The organism is Afipia sp. GW823-FHT06G09 (assembly GCF_058794875.1).
Window position 1 is genome coordinate 965,261 of the sequence record NZ_JBXAHF010000002.1, and the last position, 20,664, is coordinate 985,924.

General features: G+C 59.0%; 22 protein-coding genes and 1 tRNA gene. 14 read left to right on the top strand and 9 right to left on the bottom strand.

The window, feature by feature from the left end; all coding sequences use genetic code 11:
- Window positions 1-1,275 precede the first annotated feature (1,275 nt).
- The 5 genes from AC1Q67_RS12255 (at window position 1,276) to AC1Q67_RS12275 (ending at window position 7,370) form a co-directional block, all read left to right on the top strand.
- Window positions 1,276-2,778: an MFS transporter gene (locus AC1Q67_RS12255; protein WP_492238043.1), complete on the top strand. Its 1,503-nt coding sequence runs from the start codon at window positions 1,276-1,278 to the stop codon at window positions 2,776-2,778.
- Window positions 2,778-3,590: a trehalose-phosphatase gene (gene otsB, locus AC1Q67_RS12260; protein ID WP_024576639.1), complete on the top strand. Its 813-nt coding sequence runs from the start codon at window positions 2,778-2,780 to the stop codon at window positions 3,588-3,590. Before AC1Q67_RS12255 ends, otsB begins: the two co-directional genes overlap by 1 nt.
- On the top strand, window positions 3,587-5,425 hold the full coding sequence (locus AC1Q67_RS12265) for a glycoside hydrolase family 15 protein (protein WP_492238045.1): 1,839 nt from the start codon (window positions 3,587-3,589) through the stop codon (window positions 5,423-5,425). Before otsB ends, AC1Q67_RS12265 begins: the two co-directional genes overlap by 4 nt.
- A gap of 269 nt (window positions 5,426-5,694) precedes the next feature.
- Window positions 5,695-7,191 (top strand): alpha,alpha-trehalose-phosphate synthase (UDP-forming), encoded by a 1,497-nt coding sequence (locus AC1Q67_RS12270; RefSeq protein ID WP_492238047.1) that lies wholly within the window; start codon window positions 5,695-5,697, stop codon window positions 7,189-7,191.
- An 89-nt stretch (window positions 7,192-7,280) separates the two neighbouring features.
- A tRNA-Ser gene (locus AC1Q67_RS12275) sits at window positions 7,281-7,370 on the top strand.
- Between the two features lie 470 nt (window positions 7,371-7,840).
- On the opposite strand, the gene AC1Q67_RS12280 is transcribed toward AC1Q67_RS12275, so the two are convergent.
- The 7 genes from AC1Q67_RS12280 to AC1Q67_RS12310 all read right to left on the bottom strand — a co-directional run bounded on the left by AC1Q67_RS12280 (window position 7,841) and on the right by AC1Q67_RS12310 (window position 12,382).
- The gene (locus AC1Q67_RS12280) at window positions 7,841-8,086 is read right to left on the bottom strand and encodes a PilZ domain-containing protein (protein WP_024576636.1); all 246 of its coding nucleotides are present in this window, start codon (window positions 8,084-8,086) and stop codon (window positions 7,841-7,843) included.
- A 40-nt stretch (window positions 8,087-8,126) separates the two neighbouring features.
- Window positions 8,127-8,816 carry a helix-turn-helix domain-containing protein gene (locus tag AC1Q67_RS12285; RefSeq protein WP_024576635.1) on the bottom strand — a complete coding sequence of 230 codons (690 nt, stop codon included), beginning with the start codon at window positions 8,814-8,816 and terminating at the stop codon, window positions 8,127-8,129.
- A 95-nt stretch (window positions 8,817-8,911) separates the two neighbouring features.
- Window positions 8,912-9,310, bottom strand: a complete 399-nt coding sequence (locus AC1Q67_RS12290) for a response regulator (protein WP_024576634.1) — start codon at window positions 9,308-9,310, stop codon at window positions 8,912-8,914.
- 75 nt (window positions 9,311-9,385) lie between these two features.
- Window positions 9,386-10,003, bottom strand: coding sequence for a response regulator FixJ (gene fixJ, locus AC1Q67_RS12295; RefSeq protein ID WP_492238049.1), 618 nt, complete (start codon window positions 10,001-10,003; stop codon window positions 9,386-9,388).
- Entirely contained in the window at window positions 10,003-11,535 is a 1,533-nt protein-coding gene (gene fixL / locus AC1Q67_RS12300) for a sensor protein FixL (RefSeq protein WP_492238073.1), read from the bottom strand. Before fixL ends, fixJ begins: the two co-directional genes overlap by 1 nt.
- Window positions 11,536-11,716: 181 nt before the next feature.
- On the bottom strand, window positions 11,717-12,100 hold the full coding sequence (locus tag AC1Q67_RS12305) for a hypothetical protein (protein WP_492238051.1): 384 nt from the start codon (window positions 12,098-12,100) through the stop codon (window positions 11,717-11,719).
- Between the two features lie 57 nt (window positions 12,101-12,157).
- On the bottom strand, window positions 12,158-12,382 hold the full coding sequence (locus tag AC1Q67_RS12310; RefSeq protein ID WP_492238052.1) for a hypothetical protein: 225 nt from the start codon (window positions 12,380-12,382) through the stop codon (window positions 12,158-12,160).
- Between the two features lie 245 nt (window positions 12,383-12,627).
- Between AC1Q67_RS12310 and AC1Q67_RS12315 the strand changes: the two genes are divergently transcribed.
- Window positions 12,628-13,056 carry a CBS domain-containing protein gene (locus AC1Q67_RS12315; protein ID WP_492238054.1) on the top strand — a complete coding sequence of 143 codons (429 nt, stop codon included), beginning with the start codon at window positions 12,628-12,630 and terminating at the stop codon, window positions 13,054-13,056.
- Window positions 13,057-13,068: 12 nt separating this feature from the next.
- On the opposite strand, the gene AC1Q67_RS12320 is transcribed toward AC1Q67_RS12315, so the two are convergent.
- Entirely contained in the window at window positions 13,069-13,479 is a 411-nt protein-coding gene (locus AC1Q67_RS12320; RefSeq protein WP_492238056.1) for a hypothetical protein, read from the bottom strand.
- A 67-nt stretch (window positions 13,480-13,546) separates the two neighbouring features.
- Complete coding sequence (locus AC1Q67_RS12325) at window positions 13,547-13,861, bottom strand: c-type cytochrome (protein WP_492238058.1); 315 nt, start codon at window positions 13,859-13,861, stop codon at window positions 13,547-13,549.
- A 163-nt stretch (window positions 13,862-14,024) separates the two neighbouring features.
- Between AC1Q67_RS12325 and AC1Q67_RS12330 the strand changes: the two genes are divergently transcribed.
- From AC1Q67_RS12330 to ccoG, 8 genes are all read left to right on the top strand, one after another.
- On the top strand, window positions 14,025-14,744 hold the full coding sequence (locus tag AC1Q67_RS12330; RefSeq protein WP_492238075.1) for a Crp/Fnr family transcriptional regulator: 720 nt from the start codon (window positions 14,025-14,027) through the stop codon (window positions 14,742-14,744).
- Window positions 14,745-14,872: 128 nt separating this feature from the next.
- Complete coding sequence (locus AC1Q67_RS12335) at window positions 14,873-15,016, top strand: hypothetical protein (protein ID WP_192817783.1); 144 nt, start codon at window positions 14,873-14,875, stop codon at window positions 15,014-15,016.
- 80 nt (window positions 15,017-15,096) lie between these two features.
- Entirely contained in the window at window positions 15,097-15,546 is a 450-nt protein-coding gene (locus tag AC1Q67_RS12340) for a DUF6455 family protein (protein WP_244432780.1), read from the top strand.
- A gap of 122 nt (window positions 15,547-15,668) precedes the next feature.
- Entirely contained in the window at window positions 15,669-17,294 is a 1,626-nt protein-coding gene (gene ccoN / locus AC1Q67_RS12345; protein WP_492238077.1) for a cytochrome-c oxidase, cbb3-type subunit I, read from the top strand.
- An 11-nt stretch (window positions 17,295-17,305) separates the two neighbouring features.
- Window positions 17,306-18,040 carry a cytochrome-c oxidase, cbb3-type subunit II gene (ccoO, locus tag AC1Q67_RS12350; RefSeq protein WP_492238060.1) on the top strand — a complete coding sequence of 245 codons (735 nt, stop codon included), beginning with the start codon at window positions 17,306-17,308 and terminating at the stop codon, window positions 18,038-18,040.
- Window positions 18,041-18,051: 11 nt separating this feature from the next.
- Complete coding sequence (locus tag AC1Q67_RS12355; protein WP_024576623.1) at window positions 18,052-18,216, top strand: cbb3-type cytochrome c oxidase subunit 3; 165 nt, start codon at window positions 18,052-18,054, stop codon at window positions 18,214-18,216.
- A 6-nt stretch (window positions 18,217-18,222) separates the two neighbouring features.
- The gene (gene ccoP, locus AC1Q67_RS12360) at window positions 18,223-19,098 is read left to right on the top strand and encodes a cytochrome-c oxidase, cbb3-type subunit III (protein WP_492238062.1); all 876 of its coding nucleotides are present in this window, start codon (window positions 18,223-18,225) and stop codon (window positions 19,096-19,098) included.
- A 103-nt stretch (window positions 19,099-19,201) separates the two neighbouring features.
- On the top strand, window positions 19,202-20,659 hold the full coding sequence (gene ccoG / locus AC1Q67_RS12365; protein WP_492238064.1) for a cytochrome c oxidase accessory protein CcoG: 1,458 nt from the start codon (window positions 19,202-19,204) through the stop codon (window positions 20,657-20,659).
- Window positions 20,660-20,664: the final 5 nt, after the last annotated feature.

Below are 20,664 nucleotides of genomic sequence, written 5' to 3' on the forward strand. Positions count from 1 at the left end.
TGTTCGATGCGCAATGTCTCTCGGTGTTGATCTCGCAGATGCGAAAGGAATTGTCCGGTGATGGCGGACCGGGGATTGCGATGGCATGCCCAATCTCTCACCAGCCTTCAGCGGCTCATCGTGATTTTCCAGATTCAATTTTCAAACAGCAGGCGCGCGTGGGGCCTGCCCCATTCGCGCCAACGAAAGGCGCGCGTCATCGCTCTCGCGCTCTAACAGCGCGAGTTGAGCTTTGGTTTTGCCCCCTCAGCGCGCGCGAGGCCTGCCTCGTTCGCGCCCTCAAATATTTGAGGGGCATGGAGCGCCGCGAGGCGCACCTTTGTATCGTTTCGCTTCCGGCATCGCGTGCGAGGCGATGTGAGGTCCGGAAGCGCATCGCCTTGCGGCGCTCCATTGCGGCGATTTTGGGCGAGGGGACCGTACTTCCGGGTGCGGACGGGGGAGGTTACTCGACCCCTGATCCGGACGGCTTTCGCCGCCTTCGTCCGCTCCGCGTCCAGCCGGCGAACGGCAGAGCCACATAGTTGGCCCGGACGGTGACCCCAGCCTCCCGGACGCGTGTGTGCGAGACACGCGCGCAGGCGCCGCATCCTGCTCCGCTTCAAAGCGCCCTCGAGAAGCGCCCCTCACGAACAGGACGATGCGGACTATATTCCTAGATCGGGACATGTCAAGCGTTGCGTCCTCCTGAGGTGCGAGCCGCGTTTGCGGCAAGCCTCGAAGGATGCGTGGCAAACTGCGGATCGCGCTGCCATCATTCGAGGCTCGCAAGTGCTCGCACTTCAGGATGAGGTTTCAGAATGTGCCGTCATTGCGGGGAGCGAAGCGGCGAAGCAATCCAGTCTTTCGCGGCGACAAGTGCAGATGGATTGCTCCGCTGCGCTCGCAATGACGCACGTGATTGCCGAGATATTGCGCATCTCTCAACGCGTCGTCCCCCCGCAGGCGGGGACCCGTGCTCCCTGAGGACCGGGTGAGGCTATTCGTGCGAAACGCCCGGAATGATGAGCGGCCATGTCGCGTGATCGGCCGGGCGGGTTCCAATTGGAACCTCCACCCCCTGTCAGTGTTGTCTCGGTGGACGGCGGCGGATGTACCCGCCGTCCGGCGGACAGGCATGGAACGGGCGGTTCCAGGCCTTGCCACTGAAATCGTTGCCGTTTCGGGGAGGCGGGATTCCAAGTTCCAGAGCCATCCCGCCGCGGCTGCCTGCCATCGCCGGTTACGGCGTCCAATCGAAAGGTCGAGAGTGAAACCGGTGAAAAGGACGGCGGGATGTCAGTTTTGACAAACATCCAAATGTCCCCGGCCCAGGTCTCGCAGCAAGGAAGCTCTCCCGTTTCCGCCGCGCTCGCAAAGGGTGCCGTCGAGACCGATATTCCCGCGCGGCTGGACTCGCTGCCATGGGGCGGATTTCATACCCGCGTGATCGCGGCACTCGGCATCACATGGATACTCGACGGGCTCGAGGTCACTCTTGCCGGAGCATTGTCGGGTGCATTGAAAAGCAGCCCGGTTCTGAATTTCAGCAACACCGACATCGGTATTGCGACCAGCGCCTATCTTGCGGGCGCAGTGCTCGGTGCCATCGGCTTCGGCTGGCTGACCGATCGCATCGGGCGCAAGAAACTGTTCTTCGTCACGCTGGCGGTTTATCTCACGGCGACAGCGGCAACAGCCTTCTCGTGGAATCTTGCAAGCTTCGCGCTGTTTCGATTTATCACCGGCGCGGGGATCGGTGGCGAGTACACAGCGATCAATTCAACGATTCAGGAACTGGTGCCTGCGCGCTATCGCGGCCGTACCGATCTGATCGTCAACGGCAGCTTCTGGATCGGAGCTGCCATCGGCGCGGTGAGCGCGATCGTGCTGCTCGATCCGGCGGTGATTGATCCAGAGCTCGGATGGCGGCTGGCGTTTCTGACCGGCGCAGGCCTTGGTCTGGTCGTATTCGTGATGCGGTTATGGATTCCCGAAAGTCCGCGCTGGCTGATGATTCACGGTCAGCCGGAGCGGGCCCTGAAAATCGTCGCGGACATCGAACGTGCGGTATCCGGCGGCGGCAAACCGGATCATCCCTTGCCGAAGATCAGGCTGACGATGCGGACGCATACACCGCTGCGCGAAGTTGCCGACACCTTGTTCCATACCTATCGTAGCCGGTCGCTGGTCGGACTGTCCCTGATGGTGTCCCAGGCGTTCTTCTACAACGCGATTTTCTTCACCTATGCTTTGGTTTTGACAGATTTCTTCGCTATCCCGGCCGCGAATATCGGCTGGTACATTCTGCCGTTCGCCGCCGGAAACTTTCTCGGGCCGCTGTTTCTCGGATCGTTGTTCGATACATTGGGACGGCGCACCATGATCGCGCTGACCTACAGCGTGTCGGGCATTCTGCTTGCCGTGTCGGGCTACCTGTTCTCGATCGGCGTACTCAGTGCGCAAACCCAGACGATCGCCTGGATGGTGATCTTCTTCTTTGCGTCGCCGGCGGCCAGCGCCGCGTATCTGACCGTGAGCGAAACCTTTCCGCTCGAGGTCCGCGCTCTGGCCATCGCGCTGTTCTATGCGATCGGCACCGGCATCGGAGGCGTCGCGGGACCGGCGCTGTTTGGAGTTCTGATCGATACCGGCTCGCGCGGCAGCGTGTTCGCCGGCTATTTGCTCGGATCGGTTCTGATGGTCGCCGCTGCGCTCATCGCGTGGCGCTACTGCATCGATGCCGAGCGCAAATCACTTGAGGAGGTTGCGCGGCCGCTCGCCGCGCAGGGTAAATGATGGATCATCGCGTGGTTGAAAAAACTCCGGCAAAGAGTGCGGGCGAGGCGTTGGCTGCGCCGGCGGGTATTGTGCCGGATCTTGACCAGACGGCGCTGCTGCTCGATATCGACGGCACCTTGCTGGAACTGGCGCCGACGCCGCGCGATGTCGTGGTGCCGCCAAATCTCGGAAGCACACTTCAGGCGCTGCACGATCGCCTGGATGGCGCGCTGGCGCTGGTCAGCGGACGCTCGCTGACCGACATCGATGTCATCTTTGCGCCGTTGCAGTTTCCGGCAGTTGGCGGTCACGGCGCGGAGATGCGGCTTTCGGTCGAGAACGAGGCGGTGGCGTCGCACGCGCCGCCCATGGATAACGATCTGAAGCGCCGCTTCATTGCGATCTCGCATCTCAGCCCCGGCATCCTGTACGAAGACAAGGGCTATTCGATCGCGCTGCATTACCGGCTGGCGCCGCAGTTCGAGCGCACGATCTATGAAGCCGTCTCCGCGATCCGGGCCGATCTTCCGCAGGCGCCGATCGAGGTGCTGCCCGGAAAGTTCGTGTGCGAGATCAAGCCCGCGGGCTTCACCAAGGCGACCGGCGTTCGGGAGCTGATGAATCATGCGCCATTCTCCGGCCGCAATCCCATCTTCATCGGTGATGACGTCACCGACGAGTCCGTGTTCGCCATCATGCCTGCATTCCGCGGCGTATCGTTCTCGGTCGGCCGCCGCGCTCACGGTGTCGATGGACAGTTCAGGGCTCCGAAGGACGTTCGCGCATGGTTGACACAATTGATCGATGACGAGGCGATGGCGGCGCAATGAATATTCCCAAGGCAATGACGACGTCCCAGGTTGAAGCGGGTACGAAAATCGACCATGGCCTCGATCTGGCGATCATCGGCAACTGCAAGACCGCAGCGCTGGTCGATCCGACATCGCGGCTGGTGTGGTGGTGCTTCCCGCGATTCGACGCGGACCCGGTATTTTCCCGCTTGCTTGCAGGCGACGAGGAAAAAGGTTTCAGCGATGTCGTGCTGGACGGCATGGTGGATTACAAATCCGACTATGTTCGCAATACGGCGCTGGTCGAAACCATTCTGACGGACGCCAAAGGCAATGCGGTCCGCATCACGGATTTTGCGCCGCGCTTCCGGCAGTACGGCCGCATGTTTCGGCCGCCGCAGTTGTTCCGCATCATCGAGCCGATTGCCGGATTGCCGCGCGTTACAATCCGCGTCCGGCCCACTCATTCCTACGGCAAGCCGCTGAAGCGAAGCTCGCTCGGCAGCAATCACATCCGCTACGTCGAGGAAGAGTCCACGGTCCGCGTCACCACCGATGCGCCGATCGCCATGATCGAGCATGAAACGCCGTTCGTGCTGACGCGGCCGGTGCACATGGTGTTCGGTCATGACGAGCCCTATCCCGGCGATCTTGCTGCGACCGCAACGTCCTTTGCCGAACAGACCAGAGCCTATTGGCTGCACTGGGTGCGACGGCTCTATATCTCCTACGACTATCAGGAAGCGATCATTCGCGCCGCGATTACGCTGAAGCTGTCGAACTTCGAAGAGACCGGCGGAATCATTGCCGCGCACACCGCGTCGATACCGGAAGCACCCGGTTCGGGCCGCACCTGGGACTATCGGTTCTGCTGGCTGCGTGACGCTTACTTCGTGGTGAAGGCGCTGAATCGCGTCGGCGCGACGCAGACGATGGAAGACTTCATCGGCTTCACGCTGTCGATCGCGGCCAATGCGGACGGGCCGCTGAAGCCGGTTTACAGCGTGGTGCCGAACCTGCCGCTCGACGAATGGATCGCGACCAATCTCAAAGGGTACCGTGGTGACGGTCCGGTGCGCATCGGCAACGCAGCCGTCGAACAGAGCCAGCACGACACCTATGGCAGCGTGATCCTCGCCGCCCTGCCGCTGTTCTTCGACCGCCGTCTGCCGACGCCGGGTGGCGAGAAGCTGTTTCGTCTGCTCGAGGATCTCGGAGAGAAGGCCGCAAGCGTCGCGCTGAAGCCTGACGCCGGCATCTGGGAATATCGCGGCCGTCAGCGCGTCCACACGCACTCTGCCGCGATGTGCTGGGCGGGCGTGAACCGCCTCGCCTCCATCGCGACCCGCCTCGGCCTGCATGATCGCGCGGCGTACTGGAACTCGGTCGCAGATCCGATTCACAAGGAACTGCTCGACAAGGCTTGGAATCCGAAGCGTGAAGCGTTCACAGCGGCTTTCGGGTCGGATGATCTCGATGCCAGCGTTTTGCTGCTGCCGGATCTCGGTGTCTGTGAGGTCGACGATCCGCGTTTCATCAAGACGGTTGCGGCGATGGAGCGGGAGCTTCTGCGGGAAAAGCACATGATGCGCTATGCGGCGGAAGACGATTTCGGATTGCCGGCGACGGCGTTTCTGATCTGCCGGTTCTGGCTGATCGATGCGTGGTGGCAGCAGGGACGGCGTGAGGAAGCGCGCGAGGCATTCGTCGATGCACTGTCGCATCGCAATCGCTATGGTTTGTTATCGGAAGACATTGATCCGAAAACCGGCGCGCTGTTCGGAAATTTTCCGCAGACCTATTCGATGGCGGGCTTGATTCTCACTGGCATGAAGCTGTCGCGGAACTGGGAAGATCGCTATTGGCGCAGTTAGCGACATCACGATGCGCGCGATTGAATCGGATTCCGTTTTCATAACGGGAGTCTGAAATATGCGAAGGTATTTTGCATAGATGCGCGTTGCGCGATTCCGAATGTGTCAAGACTAGGCAAATCGTTTTTAATCGGTCACCCTTCACACAATGGAACTCGGTTCCATCTCACGCCACCGAAATTCGACGTCAATCAGTCTGAAGGATGGCGAGGAACCATATTGATGAACAGGCGTTATTTTTGCGTTTGCAGAACTAGGGAGGGCACCCTGTGGATCTCGTCGTCGTCTCCAATCGGGTCGCACGCGCAAAAGCAAATGAGCCAATGACCGGTGGACTGGCAGCAGCGTTGCTGCCTGTGGTGGAAAAGTCAGGTGCAATCTGGGTCGGTTCGTCCGGCCGCGTTCGTGATAATCTATCCAAGGATTCTTTCGCTGAAATCGAATCGCTCGGCGCAGGCGCGCTGGCGCTGCTCGATCTTCCTGCGGCGCATTACGGCGGCTATTATGAGGGCTTCGCGAATTCGGCATTATGGCCCGCGCTGCATTCGCGCAACGATCTGATCCGCGTTTCTCAGGACGACTATCAGTCTTATCGTGAAGTGAACGCTTTCATGGCGCGCGCACTGATGCGCTTTAACAAGCCGACTTCGGCGTTCTGGGTTCAGGACTATCATTTTCTCACGCTGGGCGCGGAAATGCGCGAGCTGGGTGTTCGTAATCCTCTGGGCTTTTTTCTTCACACGCCCTGGCCTTCGCGCCGCGTGATCGCCGGCGTGCCGCATCATCGCGATCTGGTCGAAGCGATGCTTGCTTATGATCTGATCGGCTTCCAGACCGATGACGACTGCGAGAACTTCGCCGCCTATCTGCGGGCGGAGATTGGTCTTGATGTCGATGACGGCATCGTCACGTCGCGGTTTGGCTCCTCGCGTCTCGCGGTGTTTCCGATTGGAATCGATGTCGATGGATTTGCAGCGCAGGCCCAGCGCGCAGCGTCGCATCCGGATGTGTCTCGGCTGCGAAAGAGCCTGCATGGCGAGCGCCTCGCGATCGGTGTGGATCGCGTTGATTATTCCAAAGGATTGGTCAATCGCATCAGCGCATTCGATCGCCTGTTCGAAATCCAGCCTTCGCTGAAACGATCGGTTTCGTTATTGCAGATCGCGACCCCGTCGCGCGGCGGCATCGAGGCCTACAGCAACTTGCAGGACGAATTGTCGAAACAGGTGACGGACGTCAATGGCCGCCACGGCGAAGTCGACTGGACGCCGATCCGTTATCTGAACAAGGGCTTCAGCCAGACCGTACTTGCCGGATTCTATCGTGCCGCGCAGGTCGGCGTGGTGACGCCGCTGCATGACGGCATGAATCTGGTCGCCAAGGAATATGTTGCGGCTCAAAACCCGATCGATCCCGGCGTTCTCGTGCTGTCCAAATTCGCCGGCGCCGCGAACGAGCTCGACACCGCGCTGCTGGTCAATCCTCACGATATCGACGGCATGGCACGAACCATTGCTGTTGCATTGTCGATGCCCGCGACCGAGCGCCGGATGCGTTGGGAAGCGATGATGGCCAAGCTGCGTGCGGGCACCATCCATCGCTGGTTCTCGGACTTTATCGAGGCGCTGGAAAACGCGCATACGGGGGCGGGACCGAGCATCTTGCCGTCGGTCGTGCGGCCGATACGGCTGGCCGAGGCCTGCCCTGTGAGGGGCGGGCGGCTGCGCGAATCATCGCATTTCCAGCCCCGGCCGATGGTCAATTAGCCCCAGAACTTCAATTATTTACGGAATTTTTCCGGTCAGTGCCCGTGCTCTCTTGCAAAACGGCGCGTGCCCCTTCATGACAGGCGCGTGGAGAGGTGGCCGAGTGGTTGAAGGCGCACGCCTGGAAAGTGTGTATACGGGAAACCGTATCGCGGGTTCGAATCCCGCTCTCTCCGCCAGGAATTCCGGCCAACAATATGGAAAACATTAGGAATTCTGTTGGCAGCGGTTGAGCTGTTCTTCAAAAGTATCCGGCCCTGTATGGCAGCCGGTGCCAGAAACTTTCTCCAAGGATCGCTTGTTCCAGGCTCTCTTTTCTGGCGGGGGTTTCTCTCGAATGTTTTCAATCCGAATCGATTCTGTTCCTTTTATCGGTCGTGCCAGGCTTCATCGATCCGGCCAGCACGCGATCCGTCGCTCTTCAATTGTCAATGCTCGGCACGGCCGCGGTTGTTGTCGCCTCGATTGTACATTCGACGATCGTGATCGCGGCGGATCAATCGGGCCGATGGATCGCCGATAACCGTATACGCAGCATTATCCGGCGAACGCTTTCGGCGATACTGGGGCTGATGGCGCTCTGGCTGGCTTGGGGAGCTCTCACTCGCTAGACCGAAGCTCTTGTCCGCAACGGGTTTGACGACGAACGTCAGCGCCCGAAGCTCACGCCGATCCGGTTTCCCCGCCGCCAGACGACATGGCAGGGACGCCGCCGGTGCTCCATTTCAAGGACCAGAACAAACGCGTCCGGCAGGATCGACGACTGCCTGATGCTGAGCGCGGCGCCGGTGGCCGAAAGATTGTGAACCGTGCAGGTGAGCGGGCGGCGGTTACCGACAATGATCGATCCCGCCTTGTGAATCTTGCGTCTGACCGCAACGCGTATCTTTTTCATTCAAGTGGGGCTTGCGATCGGCAAGTCCATCAGTGTCGGGTTACATATCGATGCTGTGCAGCTTGCGGCGATTGCGCAGGATAATCTGGCGCGCGCCGGAAAAATCGAGCACGCCTTCGCTGTGAAGTTGTGACAGCGCCCGAGATACCGTCTCCAGGGTCAGGCCCAGATAATCGGCGATGTCCCTCCGGCACATCGGAAGAGCCATCGTGCCGGTGGCCGCCAGGCGATGGTCCATTTCGAGAAGAAAAGTCGCAACGCGCTCAAGGGCCGTCTTTCTGCCGAGCAGAAGCATATGATCCTCGGCGTGGCGCAGGTCGCTTGCCGTCATGGTCCAGAGATTGCGGGCGACGTGAACGTCGGTGGCTGCCGCCTGTTCAAGGCCGCGGCGTTTGACGAGGCGCACCGTCGTATCGACAATGGCCTCTGCGGTCAGGCGATGGACGCTGCCGGCCACCAGCCCGAAAACGTCGCCCGGAAGGTGAAAGGCCCCAATTTGACGCCGGCCGTCGGAAAGCAGTTTGTAGCTGCGAACAGCCCCGCGGACGACCTGATAAACGTAATCCGCCGGCTCGTCTTCTCCGTAGATTTCCGCGTCACGCCCGTAGAAGAATTCAGTCGCAACGAGGTTGGCGTGACCGGCGACAAGGCCGAACTGATCGGTGGCCGGCCCCCCGCCGATGACCGCTTGGCTATTGACGATTGCATTGGTGGTGGACTGGGTGAGCATGACCATCTCCTTCGGCGGCAGATGGCTATTTCTACAGGGAACAATGCGCCGCAGGATATTTCGCTCGATATCTTAAGGGCTGCACCCTAAGTAGTTTACCGGAGGCCGGTATGGCGGTTTCGCTGGACCGCAGCACGAATCTGGGAGGCCAGATTCTCCTCTGCATCCGGTTTGAGAAGAACCACATCAATTCCGGCGACTGTGGCTTTCGCCCAGATATTCTGGTCCGGATACCCTGTGATCAGAATAATCGGAGCAGGCACCTTGCGGTCCCGCAGGTGGTTGGCGATGGTGATTCCGGTCATGTTGGGCATCTTGAAATCGATAACAAAGCAGTCGAACTCCTCGGTGGCCGCGGCGTCCAGCATCGCCGCGCCGCTTCTGAAGGTCCGGACATCGAAGCCTTCCGTTTCAAGAAGAAATCGAAGCGAACTGAGGACGTCGAGGTCGTCGTCGACCACGCAAATCCTGGATTTTGTAAGAGATGAGGCCATCGTGAAGGGCCCTGACAAGTACGAGTGGCGCATACTCCAGCATAGCGATGCGCCGCTGGACCGCCTTGACCTGCCTCAATCCTTCAGAATCCCGCCACGCATCGCCAGCCGGACCAGTTCGGAGATGCTGCTGGCTTGCATCTTCGTCATGACGTTTGCCCGATAGACCTCGATGGTCCGGGGACTGATGTTGTAATCGCGGGCAATCAGCTTGTTGGAGAGCCCCGCGACAAGTCCATCCATCACCTGTCTCTCCCGCGGACTGAGCGAGGCAATTCGCGATGCGATATCCGCACTGATCGATTCGGTCTTCGATTGACTGGCCGCGTGGCTCAGGGCCGTGCTGATCATGATGACAAGCCGCTCGTCCTCAAACGGCTTTTCAAGAAAATCAATCGCACCGAGTTTTATTGCTTCCACGGCGAGGGGAATATCTCCGTGTCCCGTCATGATGACGATGGGCAGCGTCTTCGGCTCCTTCTTGAGTTGCCGCAGCAGGTCGATCCCGTCCATGCCGGGCATCCGCACGTCGGAAACTACGCAGCCGAACGCCAGGCTGGGCATGGTTTCAAGAAATTTTAGCGCGCTATCGAAAAGCGTCACATTGAAGCCCGCCGAGCCCAGCAGAAAATCGAGAGAATCCCGCATCGCAGGATCATCGTCGATGACATACACGTTCCCTTTATGCGGCATTATTCCAGACTCTCGTTCGATGCGGCGGCCGGCAGCGTGAAGCGGAATGTGGCGCCGCCTGATGGGTTGCTTTCAACGGACATGCGTCCGCCATGTGCCTCTACGATTGTCCGGCTGATCGAAAGTCCCACACCCATTCCCGTTTCCTTGGTCGTAAAGAACGTCTGAAACAGCTTTGTCCGCACGTCGTCACTGAATCCGTGTCCCGTGTCGGAGACCTCGACCTCGATCATGTCTTCCGCAGCCCTGGCATTTGCCACCACCAGTTCTCGGCGGGCGGTGTCGGCCATCGCTTCAAGCGCGTTTCGAAATAGATTGACCAGAACCTGCTGAATCTGGACTCGATCGACCAGCACCAGATCGCAGTCGGGATCCAGATTGAAGCGCAGCAGGATACCTTGTTCCCTCGCGCCCGTCAGGCCCAGCGCCCCGGCTTCTTCAATGAGTTTCGAAAGACTTTCGACGCGCTTTTCTGATTCCCCGCGCGCCACGAAATCGCGAAGCCGCCGGATGATCTGTCCTGCACGAAGCGCCTGTTCCGCTGCGCGATCCATCGCGCTGGCGATTTTCGCGGCGTTCGGGTCTTCACTCGAGGCCAGCAAGCGGCGAGAGCCCTTCATGTAGTTGCTGATAGCCGCCAGCGGCTGGTTCAGTTCGTGCGCGAGCGCGGATGCCATCTCTCCCATCGCGCTCAGGCGCGAGACGTGAGCGATTTCGGATTGAAGTTCCTGAAGCCGCGCCTGCGTTTGCTGATATTCGGTCAGGTCACGGACGAATCCAGTAAAGTAAGGTTGTCCGCTGGATTCCATTTCGCCGATGGAGAGATGCATCGGAAACGTTGTTCCGTCCTTGCGCTGGCCGGTTACGATTCGGCCGATCCCGATGATATGCCGCTCGCCCGTTGACTGGTAGCGTGCAAGGTATCCGTCGTGACGCCGTCTGTCAGGATTGGGCATCAGCACACTGACGTTCTGGCCGATAGCCTCCTGTTCGGTGTAACCAAACTGCCTTTCGGCGGCGCTGCTGAAAAACTGCATGATGCCGCGGCCGTCAATGACGATCATGGCATCGGGAATCGTCTCGAGGATGGACCGAAGGTGACCTTCTCGCGTCCTCAATGCCTCCTCAACCTGCTTTTGATCGTCGATATCGAGAATGATTCCACTCAGATGGCGAGGTGTGCCGTCATGGCTTCTGACAACGCTGCCGCGGGTGCGAACCCAGTGACTACGATCGCGAGTTCCGCGCACCCGATACTGAATATCCAGGTTGCATCCGGTTTCGACAGATTGCTTCACGGCGAGTTCGGCGCGCTCGCGGTCCTGAGGTTCAAGCAGCGAGAGAAAAAACTCGTAGCTCACAGGTTGGTCGTCTGAAACGCCGAGCAGGCCTCGTGCAGCAGCGGACCAGATCAATTTGCGGGTTGAAAGATCGAGATCCCAAGTGCCGATACCGGACCCGTCGATACCCAGCCACAAATGTTCATCACGAAAGGGCCCCTCGGACGGTGCCTCATCGGTTCTGGTCAAGATCCGTCGCCTCTAGATCCCGGGCCGGGTCTCATGCCTCAAGAAAGGAAATCGCGGCAAGAACCCATTAACCGAGTATTGGCCCAGTTGGAGACATTGCTCAAGTCCGAACCCAGGTTCTGCGGACTGGAAGGGCCGAAAAATAGCTCGCAGGGCGCTTTTTTATGGCCCGCGAGAGCTGTGTCTAGGCGATTGACTTGGTCGGGGCTTCGCCGCGAAGCGCGGCCAAAACGAGACCGGTCGAAGCTTCAAAAATTTCGTGGCCGTGCAAAAAGAGATGTTCATAGCTCCGATGAAGGCGGTCCATCTGCTCATGGCCGCAGTCTCGAAATGCGGCAGTCAGCTCTTTGACTGAATGCGCCTGAGCGATCTTTGAGATGAATTCCTGCGTAATGCTTACGCCTGAACGGGCCTGCTCCAGCGCGTCCTGATTGGCCTGTATGATCTCATAGATAATCAGTTTCTGTGCGTCGAGAGCGAGCTTTGTACCTCTGTTGGCAATCTCCGTTAGCTGTGACGACACATCATCCTCATGCTGAGTAGTCGCGTCATGGCAGATATTCTGCATAATTGTTCTCTCGCGTTAGTATGTGTTCTTATCCGGATGCCCCGATGTCAGCGATGATCAGGCCGCGCTGGGTTCACTGCTGACAAGGGCCGTCGCCGGAAAGGGTGGCTGTCCGCCCCCGGCCTGTGTTTGGTCGACAAGCAATTCGGCATCTCTGACGGCCGCGACCATGAGCCGGACGGCCAGAACATTGAGTTCAATAGCGACCTCCTCGTGGGTGCATTTCAAGGCAAGTTGCGCGCAACGCCGTGAACACTCGAGAGCAATGTCTGAAATATGCATGCGGTTTCTCCCAATGGAGAAACGCTAACTCGCGTCATGGTAGTCCGTGTTGATTTCGATCAACCGAACGGCAGAGGTGGGACCCGGCTGCCTGTCCGGCCTGATCCATCTTGTAGAGAGCCGTCGGATCGCTTGCCATTGATCCTGATCAAATCACGCCCTCCGGATTTGCGGTCAAAGGGTTTGACGGCGGCGCAAGCTGCCTTTGATCGTTCATTGTCGTTGCAAAATTCCGGAATGCTTCTTTGTACAAATTTCTTGAGGAAACGGCTGCCGATTGCATGACGCGCTCCGTGAAGACGGTGACGCGGGACCTGACCATGCGAGCGTTATTGCTGCTGTTCGAGCGCGATGACTTCAATGCCTATCCGGTTGTCGAGGGCGCCCACGCTGTCGGGCTGGTGACCAAGCTGGATTTTCTGAAGTGCTTTGCATTTACGCCGGCGCAAATAGTGCCGCATTACGACGATCTCATGAGCACAGTCGTTGCCGATGTCATGAAGCCAACGTTCATCTATGTTGGCGCGGAAACAAAGCTCACGCGAGTTTTGCAGCTCATGGTCGAACATCGCGTCAGAAGCATCCCCGTGATCGATGCGGAGAGGCTGATCGGCATCGTTTCCCGAGAGGATGTCATGAAATCGTTAAAGCGGTGCACCGGCGCAGACGGCTAAACTGTCAGTTGGCTAGAGCGGAACAACCGATACAACGCGATAGGTATGAGTGTGGCCTTCGTCCGTGATGGAGACGTACTCTCCCGGAACGAACTTTTCATCCGCGAAATGATACCCCGCCTCATCGTCGTGGTTGCCGGAGATATCGTAGTGGAATGCCCAGTGGCCGCCGGCGCGGTGAACGAGATGGCCGAGATCATCAGGCTTTCCCGGTCGAAACCGCGCGACCCGGCAGGCTTCGCGATGCTGGCGCCACATCCTTGGATCGAGCCGACCCGAGGAATCCAATGGTCCGACAAGCACGTAAGCTATTCCCGAATCGCCAAAGGGGTGCTCCGCCTCCCGCGCGAGTTCGAGCCTGATCTGGCGAAAGCTCGATGGCAGGCTTGCGTTCAAAATTCGCCGGGGCTTTGCTTGGCTCATGTCGTAAGTCTTTCCGTCTGCTGTCCCAAGAGTTTACTCGCGATGGACGAGGAGAGCCGGCAAATGACTATTCCAGGCTCTTCATGAAGGCGAGAAGGTCGTTGATATGGTCTGGATCGAGCTGAAAGGCGGGCATGGTCGGGTGACCGGTGTAAATCCCCTCCGCAAAAGCCTCTGCCAGCGTCTCGATCTTGTAGCGCCGGTGAAGATCGCGGAATGGAGGAGCAATCTTCAACGGACTTGGACTGAACCGATCGATGGCGTGACACCGCGCGCAGTATGTCTTCGCGAAAACGAACCCACGCTGTTCGCCGGGGGACGCTGCTTCGGCCGGTGCCGCTAAAATGATGGCCATCGCGAGGCAGCCGTAAAGATATCGCATCGTCGATGTTTCGGTGTGAGGCGCGGGTTTGCATATCGATCCTGCGGGAATCCTCCCTTCTCGCATTGATTTGCATCAATCCGTCACCGTCAAAGTCGTTATGGTTGCTTTTGCGGGCCGCTTGGCGGCCTGGCGGAATTTGTTGCGAAGGCGAGATTTACTGATGTGTGATCGCGTATCTCCAAGCCGTCTGGACAGCGATCTTGCAGGCTGCCTCCTGTGTGCCATCCGTTCGCTCAGCATCTGCGGTGCGCTCGATGAAACAGAGCTCCGAGAGCTGGCAAGGCTGTCACAGCGCGTGCGGTTGAGTTCCCGGACGCCGCTGTTCTCGGAGGGCGATCATTCAGATGCGGCTTACAATGTGTCGGAAGGAACGGTGCGTCTGTCCAAGTTGTTACCCGACGGCAGGCGTCAAATTGTTGGATTCGCGCTCCCGGGCGATTTCATCGGAGTTGCGCCGGATGGTTGTTACGGCTTCTCGGCGGATGCGATCGGGCCGGTCATGGTCTGTCGGTTCATGAAAGAGCCTTTTGCCCGCTTCGTGGAGAGCAACCCGCGCATCTTGCAGCGGATGAATGATTTTGCGCGGCAAGAGCTTATATTGGCGCAGGACCACATGGTCTCGCTTGGACGGCGATCTGCCGAGGAAAAAGTCGCAGCCTTTCTCATTGGCTGGCGAAACAGGCTGCAGAGGATCGGCCGCGCGGCCAAGACGGTCTACCTGCCCATGAGCAGGCAGGATATTGCGGACTATCTTGGTCTGACCGTCGAAACGGTCAGTCGGACCCTGACCAAGCTGGAGCGCGACGGTGTCATCGTCATCGTTCCCGGAGGTATTCGCCTGATAGATACAAGCCGGGCCGAAGCACTGGCTGCCGCCTGATCCCTCGCTATCCCGGTTTTGCCACGGGGTTGTAGATTCCGCCGATGGCCTGTGCGGATTTGATCCGCATCAAAGACCCCCTCGATCCGATGCTGCACGCTGCGCCCAGCCAAAATGGGAGAGCGGTTATGCCCACCAATGCAATAATTCTGTCGGCGATCATTCTGGTGATGTTCGTGGCGTTCGGTGCCGTCCTGATGTGGGCGGACTTTCAGACCAGACCCCATCGTCTGAAGAACGATGTCGCAAAGCCCCGGCGAAGGGCGTTCTGAACCGGCCGGTTATGAAAATTTGCAGCGGCTCTGCGATGTCGCGGCCCGCGGAAGAATTTCATCAGATGCAGGAGGTCTCGATGGAGCGGCGACCCGGACGTCTCGAAACTGTCCCCATGATTGGTCATATCGTCTCATGGGCGAAGAAATTCTCGCGGCAATTCAGCCGATCCAACGAATTGCAGGAGCTTGAGCCCGATGAGATCAGAAGGATTGCCAGAGACTTCGGTGTATCCGTTTCCGATCTTTTAACGCTGGCGAAGAGCGATGTTCACGTTCAAGAGCTGCTGACGCAGCGGCTCGCCGAAATGGGGTTGTCCGAAAAGCTCCTGCAAGACAAGCATCCCAGGGAGTTCGGCGATCTCTATCGTGTTTGCGCCAGTTGCGCCTCGACGAAGCGATGCACGAACGATTTCTTGCAGCACAAGTCCGGTCACTCAGAGTACTGCCCTAATACCGAGACTCTGGAAGCTCTTCGGGCAATAGGCGACGCGAACGCCGCGCCGCGCGTGGCCGGCGGCAAGAACTAGCCCGGTCAAACAAGAATGCGTGGGTTGATCTCGATCAAATCTCTCGCCGCAAAGTCATGATTGATGATGCGGACAAAGCACCGAGAAATTCAATCATGAACCGGCCAAAAGAGATCAAGTGGATGACCCTTGGAGAAGGCAGCCTTGCTGCCTTTTTTGCGGTGTCCGCGTTCGTCTGTCTGCTCGCAGCGGCGAAAGCCGAAGATGCGGCATTTGCATTTCATGCCAACGTGAGTATGGCGGCGAGTCTGATCGCCACATTCGCGATTCTCAATCGCTACTTCGACAGACCGGCGTCTCTGCCACCGCAGGAGATCGGCGGCCGGCCGAATTACAATCTTGGACCGATCAAGTTCGCGTCGGTCATGGCGGTGTTCTGGGGCATCGCCGGATTCGCCGTCGGACTGCTCATCGCCTCGCAACTAGCCTGGCCGGCATTGAACTTTGATCTGCCCTGGACAACCTTCGGACGGCTCAGGCCGTTGCATACTTCGGCGGTCATCTTCGCCTTTGGCGGTAATGTTCTGATCGCGACGTCTTTCTATGTGGTTCAGAAAACGTGCCGTGTGCGGCTTGCGGGAGATCTCGCTCCCTGGTGCGTCGTGCTCGGATACAATTTCTTCATTCTGATCGCCGGCACCGGTTATCTGCTCGGGGTGACCCAGTCGAAGGAGTATGCCGAGCCTGAATGGTACGCCGACCTTCTGTTGACGGTCGTGTGGGTGACTTACCTACTGGTATTTGTCGCGACGCTGATCAAGCGCAAGGAGCCGCACATCTTCGTCGCGAACTGGTTCTATCTCGCATTCATCGTCACGATCGCCGTGCTTCATCTCGGCAACAATCCCGGTGTGCCGGTATCGTTGTTCGGTTCGAAGTCGTACATCGCATGGGGCGGCGTACAGGATGCAATGTTTCAGTGGTGGTACGGCCACAACGCGGTCGGGTTCTTCCTGACCGCTGGCTTCCTCGCCATCATGTACTATTTCATTCCGAAGCGCGCGGAGCGGCCGGTCTACTCCTACCGCCTTTCGATCATCCACTTCTGGGCGATCATTTTCCTCTATATCTGGGCCGGCCCGCATCACCTGCATTACACGGCATTGCCGGATTGGGCGCAGACGCTCGGCATGACGTTCTCCATCATGCTGTGGATGCCGTCGTGGGGCGGCATGATCAACGGTCTGATGACCCTGTCCGGCGCCTGGGACAAGCTGCGAACGGATCCCGTTCTGCGAATGCTGGTGGTTTCCGTTGCCTTCTACGGCATGGCCACGTTTGAGGGGCCGCTGATGTCGGTCAAGGTCGTGAATTCGCTCAGCCACTACACAGACTGGACCATCGGCCACGTTCATTCCGGCGCGCTCGGCTGGGTCGGGTTCGTTTCGTTCGGCGCGCTTTACTGCCTCGTGCCATGGCTGTGGAATCGCAAGGGACTTTACAGCCTTAAACTCGTCAACTGGCACTTCTGGATCGCGACGATCGGCATCGTCTTGTACATCTCCGCGATGTGGGTGTCGGGCATTCTTCAGGGTCTGATGTGGCGCGCCTATACGTCGCTCGGTTTCCTTGAATATTCCTTCATCGAAACCGTCGAGGCGATGCACCCGTTCTACATCATCCGGGCTGCGGGCGGCGCCCTGTTCCTGATCGGGTCGCTGATCATGGCCTACAATCTCTGGATGACGGTGCGTGTTGGCGAGGCTTCGGAAACCGCACCTACGCCCGCTCTTCAGTTTGCAGAGTGAGGAGCGAGCGCATGTCACTCTGGAAACGTCATCAGATCTTCGAGAAGAATTCGGTCGTTCTCATCATAGGCATTCTGGCGGTTATCGCGATCGGCGGTCTTGTTGAGATAACGCCGTTGTTCTACCTGAAAAGCACGATCGAGAAGGTCGAAGGCATGCGGCCCTACACACCTCTCGAACTGGCCGGGCGCAATATCTATGTCCGCGAAGGCTGTTATCTCTGCCACTCGCAGATGATCCGGCCGCTGCGCGATGAAGTCGAACGCTACGGGCATTATTCGCTCGCGGCCGAGAGCATGTACGATCATCCGTTTCAGTGGGGCTCCAAGCGGACTGGTCCGGATCTCGCGCGCGTCGGTGCAAAGTACTCCGATGAGTGGCACGTCACGCATCTGGTGAATCCGCGCGCCATCGTGCCGCAGTCGGTGATGCCGGGCTATCCGTTTCTTTCGGAGACCGAGATCGACGCGGGGACCATTGCCGGTCACCTCCGTGCCAACCGCACGGTGGGCGTGCCGTATTCGGACGATCAGATCGCCAATGCGGCTGCGGACCTCAAGGCGCAGGCCGATCCGGATAACGGTGACGTCGACGCACTGGTCAAGCGTTATCCGAAGGCGATTGCGAGAAATTTCGACGGCAGGCCGGGGAATCCAACAGAGATGGATGCGCTGGTGGCCTATCTGCAGATGCTCGGGACGCTTGTGGATTTCAAGCTGTACGACGAAAAAGCAAACCTTCGCTAGGAAGCCGGGATATGAAAGCGATCCTTACCGTCCAGAACGCCGTCTCGGGTTTCGTCGTGACCTGGTGGACGCCCATATTCGTCGGCATCTTTTTCGCTATCGTCGTCTACGCATTGTGGCCTCGCAACAAGGCGATGTTCGATGCGGCGTCGAGACTTCCGTTGCGAGAGGACTGACGGCTCATGACCGACCACAAGGACGAGATTGATTCCGTAACCGGCACCGCAACAACCGGCCATCAGTGGGACGGGATCAAGGAGTTGAACACCCCGCTGCCGCGGTGGTGGATCATCACATTTTACGCGACCATCGCATGGTCGGTCGGCTACTGGATCGTTTACCCGGCATGGCCGCTGGTTCAGAGTTACACCACCGGTGTCATCCGGTATTCGTCGCGCGCAGATGTCGCCGTCGAGCTTGCGAACCTCGAGAAACTTCGCGGCGGCAAGATGGTCACTCTCAATGCCACGCCTTTGGCGGATATCGAGAAGGACCCGGCGCTGCTTGCGTTGGCGCGTGCACGGGGCAAGGCGGTATTCGGCGACAATTGCGCGCCTTGTCATGGCAGCGGTGGAGCGGGGGCAAAAGGCTACCCGAATCTGAACGACGACGAATGGCTATGGGGCGGATCGCTCGACCAGATCGGCAAAACCATCGAGTTCGGCGTGCGGTCTGGCCATGCCAAGTCCCACGAGGGAGCGATGCTTGCTTTCGGCAAGGATGGCATCCTGAAGCAGGATCAGATTGTCACGGTCGCAAACTATGTGAGGTCTCTGTCGGGCCTGTCCACGTCAAAAAGTTTTGACAGCGGCGCGGGACGAAAGATCTTCGCGGAAAATTGCGCAGCGTGTCATGGCGATAATGCCAAGGGTAACATCGAGCAGGGCGCGCCTGATCTCACCGACAAGATCTGGCTTTATGGATCGGACGAGCAGACCATTGTCGAGACCATCACCAACGGCCGGGCTGGCGTCATGCCGGCATGGACCGGCCGCCTCGATCCAGCAACGATCAAGGCCCTGGCGGTTTACGTCCATTCGCTCGGCGGCGGAAAATAATGCGTTCCGGCCGCATCGTGGCTATCCGGGTCCGGCTTGAGTTGGATCAATAGCGTTGGAGCGGTCACGTCTATCGTGAGTGATAGCGCGAGATCCATCCTTCATGAACAAGATCACCACACCTGACGATCTGGAACCCGATGACTATGGGCCGCTATATGCGGCGCATAAGAAGGTCTATCCGCAAAGCGTCTCGGGAACTTTCCGCAGCATCAAATGGAAGCTGATGGCTGTTTGCCTCGGCATCTATTACTTTCTGCCGTTCATCCGCTGGAATCGTGGCGTGGGCGCACCGAGCCAGGCGGTGCTGGTGGATTTGCCGAACAGCCGCTTCTATTTCTTTTTCATCGAGCTGTGGCCGCAGGAGGTCTACTACTTCACCGGTCTTCTGATCCTCGCCGCCCTGACGCTGTTCCTGATGAACGCGGTGGGCGGTCGCATCTGGTGCGGCTATCTGTGCCCGCAAACGGTCTGGACCGATCTGTTTTACGCGGTCGAGCGTCTCATCGAGGGAGATCGCCGCGAGCGTATGAAAAAGGACGCCGAGGGCTATACGCTCCAGCGTTATTCCGAAATCGTGCTGAAGCATTCGATCTGGATCATGATCGCCTGGTGGACCGGCGGAGCCTGGGTCCTTTACTTCAACGATGCTCCCACGCTTGTGAAGGAACTCGTGACCTTTCAGGCGCCAATGCTGGCCTATGTCTGGATCGTCATCCTGACATTCACGACTTATGTGCTCGCCGGTTTCATGCGCGAGCAGGTCTGCGTCTACATGTGCCCGTGGCCGCGAATTCAGGCGGCCCTGACCGACGAATGGGCGCTCAACGTCACCTACAAGTACGACCGGGGCGAGGAGCGGACGTCGCTGAAGAAAGCGCTGGAGCGGCGGGCTCATGGTGAGACGGTCGGCGACTGCATCGATTGCCGGCAGTGCGTCGCAGTGTGCCCGACCGGAATCGACATCCGGGACGGCGCGCAACTGGGTTGCATCCAGTGCGGTCTTTGCATCGACGCATGCGATACCGTGATGACCAAGATCGGCAGGCCGACCCGCCTGATCGGCTATGACAACGATATCAACATCCAGCGTCGGCTGGCGGGCAAGTCCGAGATATTCAAGCTCATTCGGCCGAGGACCATTGTCTATGCCGCCCTGATCGCCGGTGTCGGAAGTATCATGCTGTACGCGCTTCTGACGCGCTCGCTGCTCGACATCAACGTGCTGCATGATCGCAATCCCATCGCCGTCAAGCTGAGCGATGGTTCGATCCGCAATGCGTACACCGTGCGCCTGCTGAACAAGCGTGGCTTCGATCGGACGATCGCGATCGATGTCGAGGGCGTGAGCGGCGCGGTGGCTCATGTGGTCGGGGTGGATTCGATCACACCGGACAGGCCGGCGATCGTGCTGGGGCGCGATCGGACGACTGAGCTGCGTGTTCTCGTCACAGCCAAGCCGGCCAGCGAGCTTCCAAAATCAACGCCGCTGACATTCCGAGTCACCGATATCGGCCTCGGTGAGGCGGCGTCCGCGACAGACAATTTTGTTACGCCATGAATCGC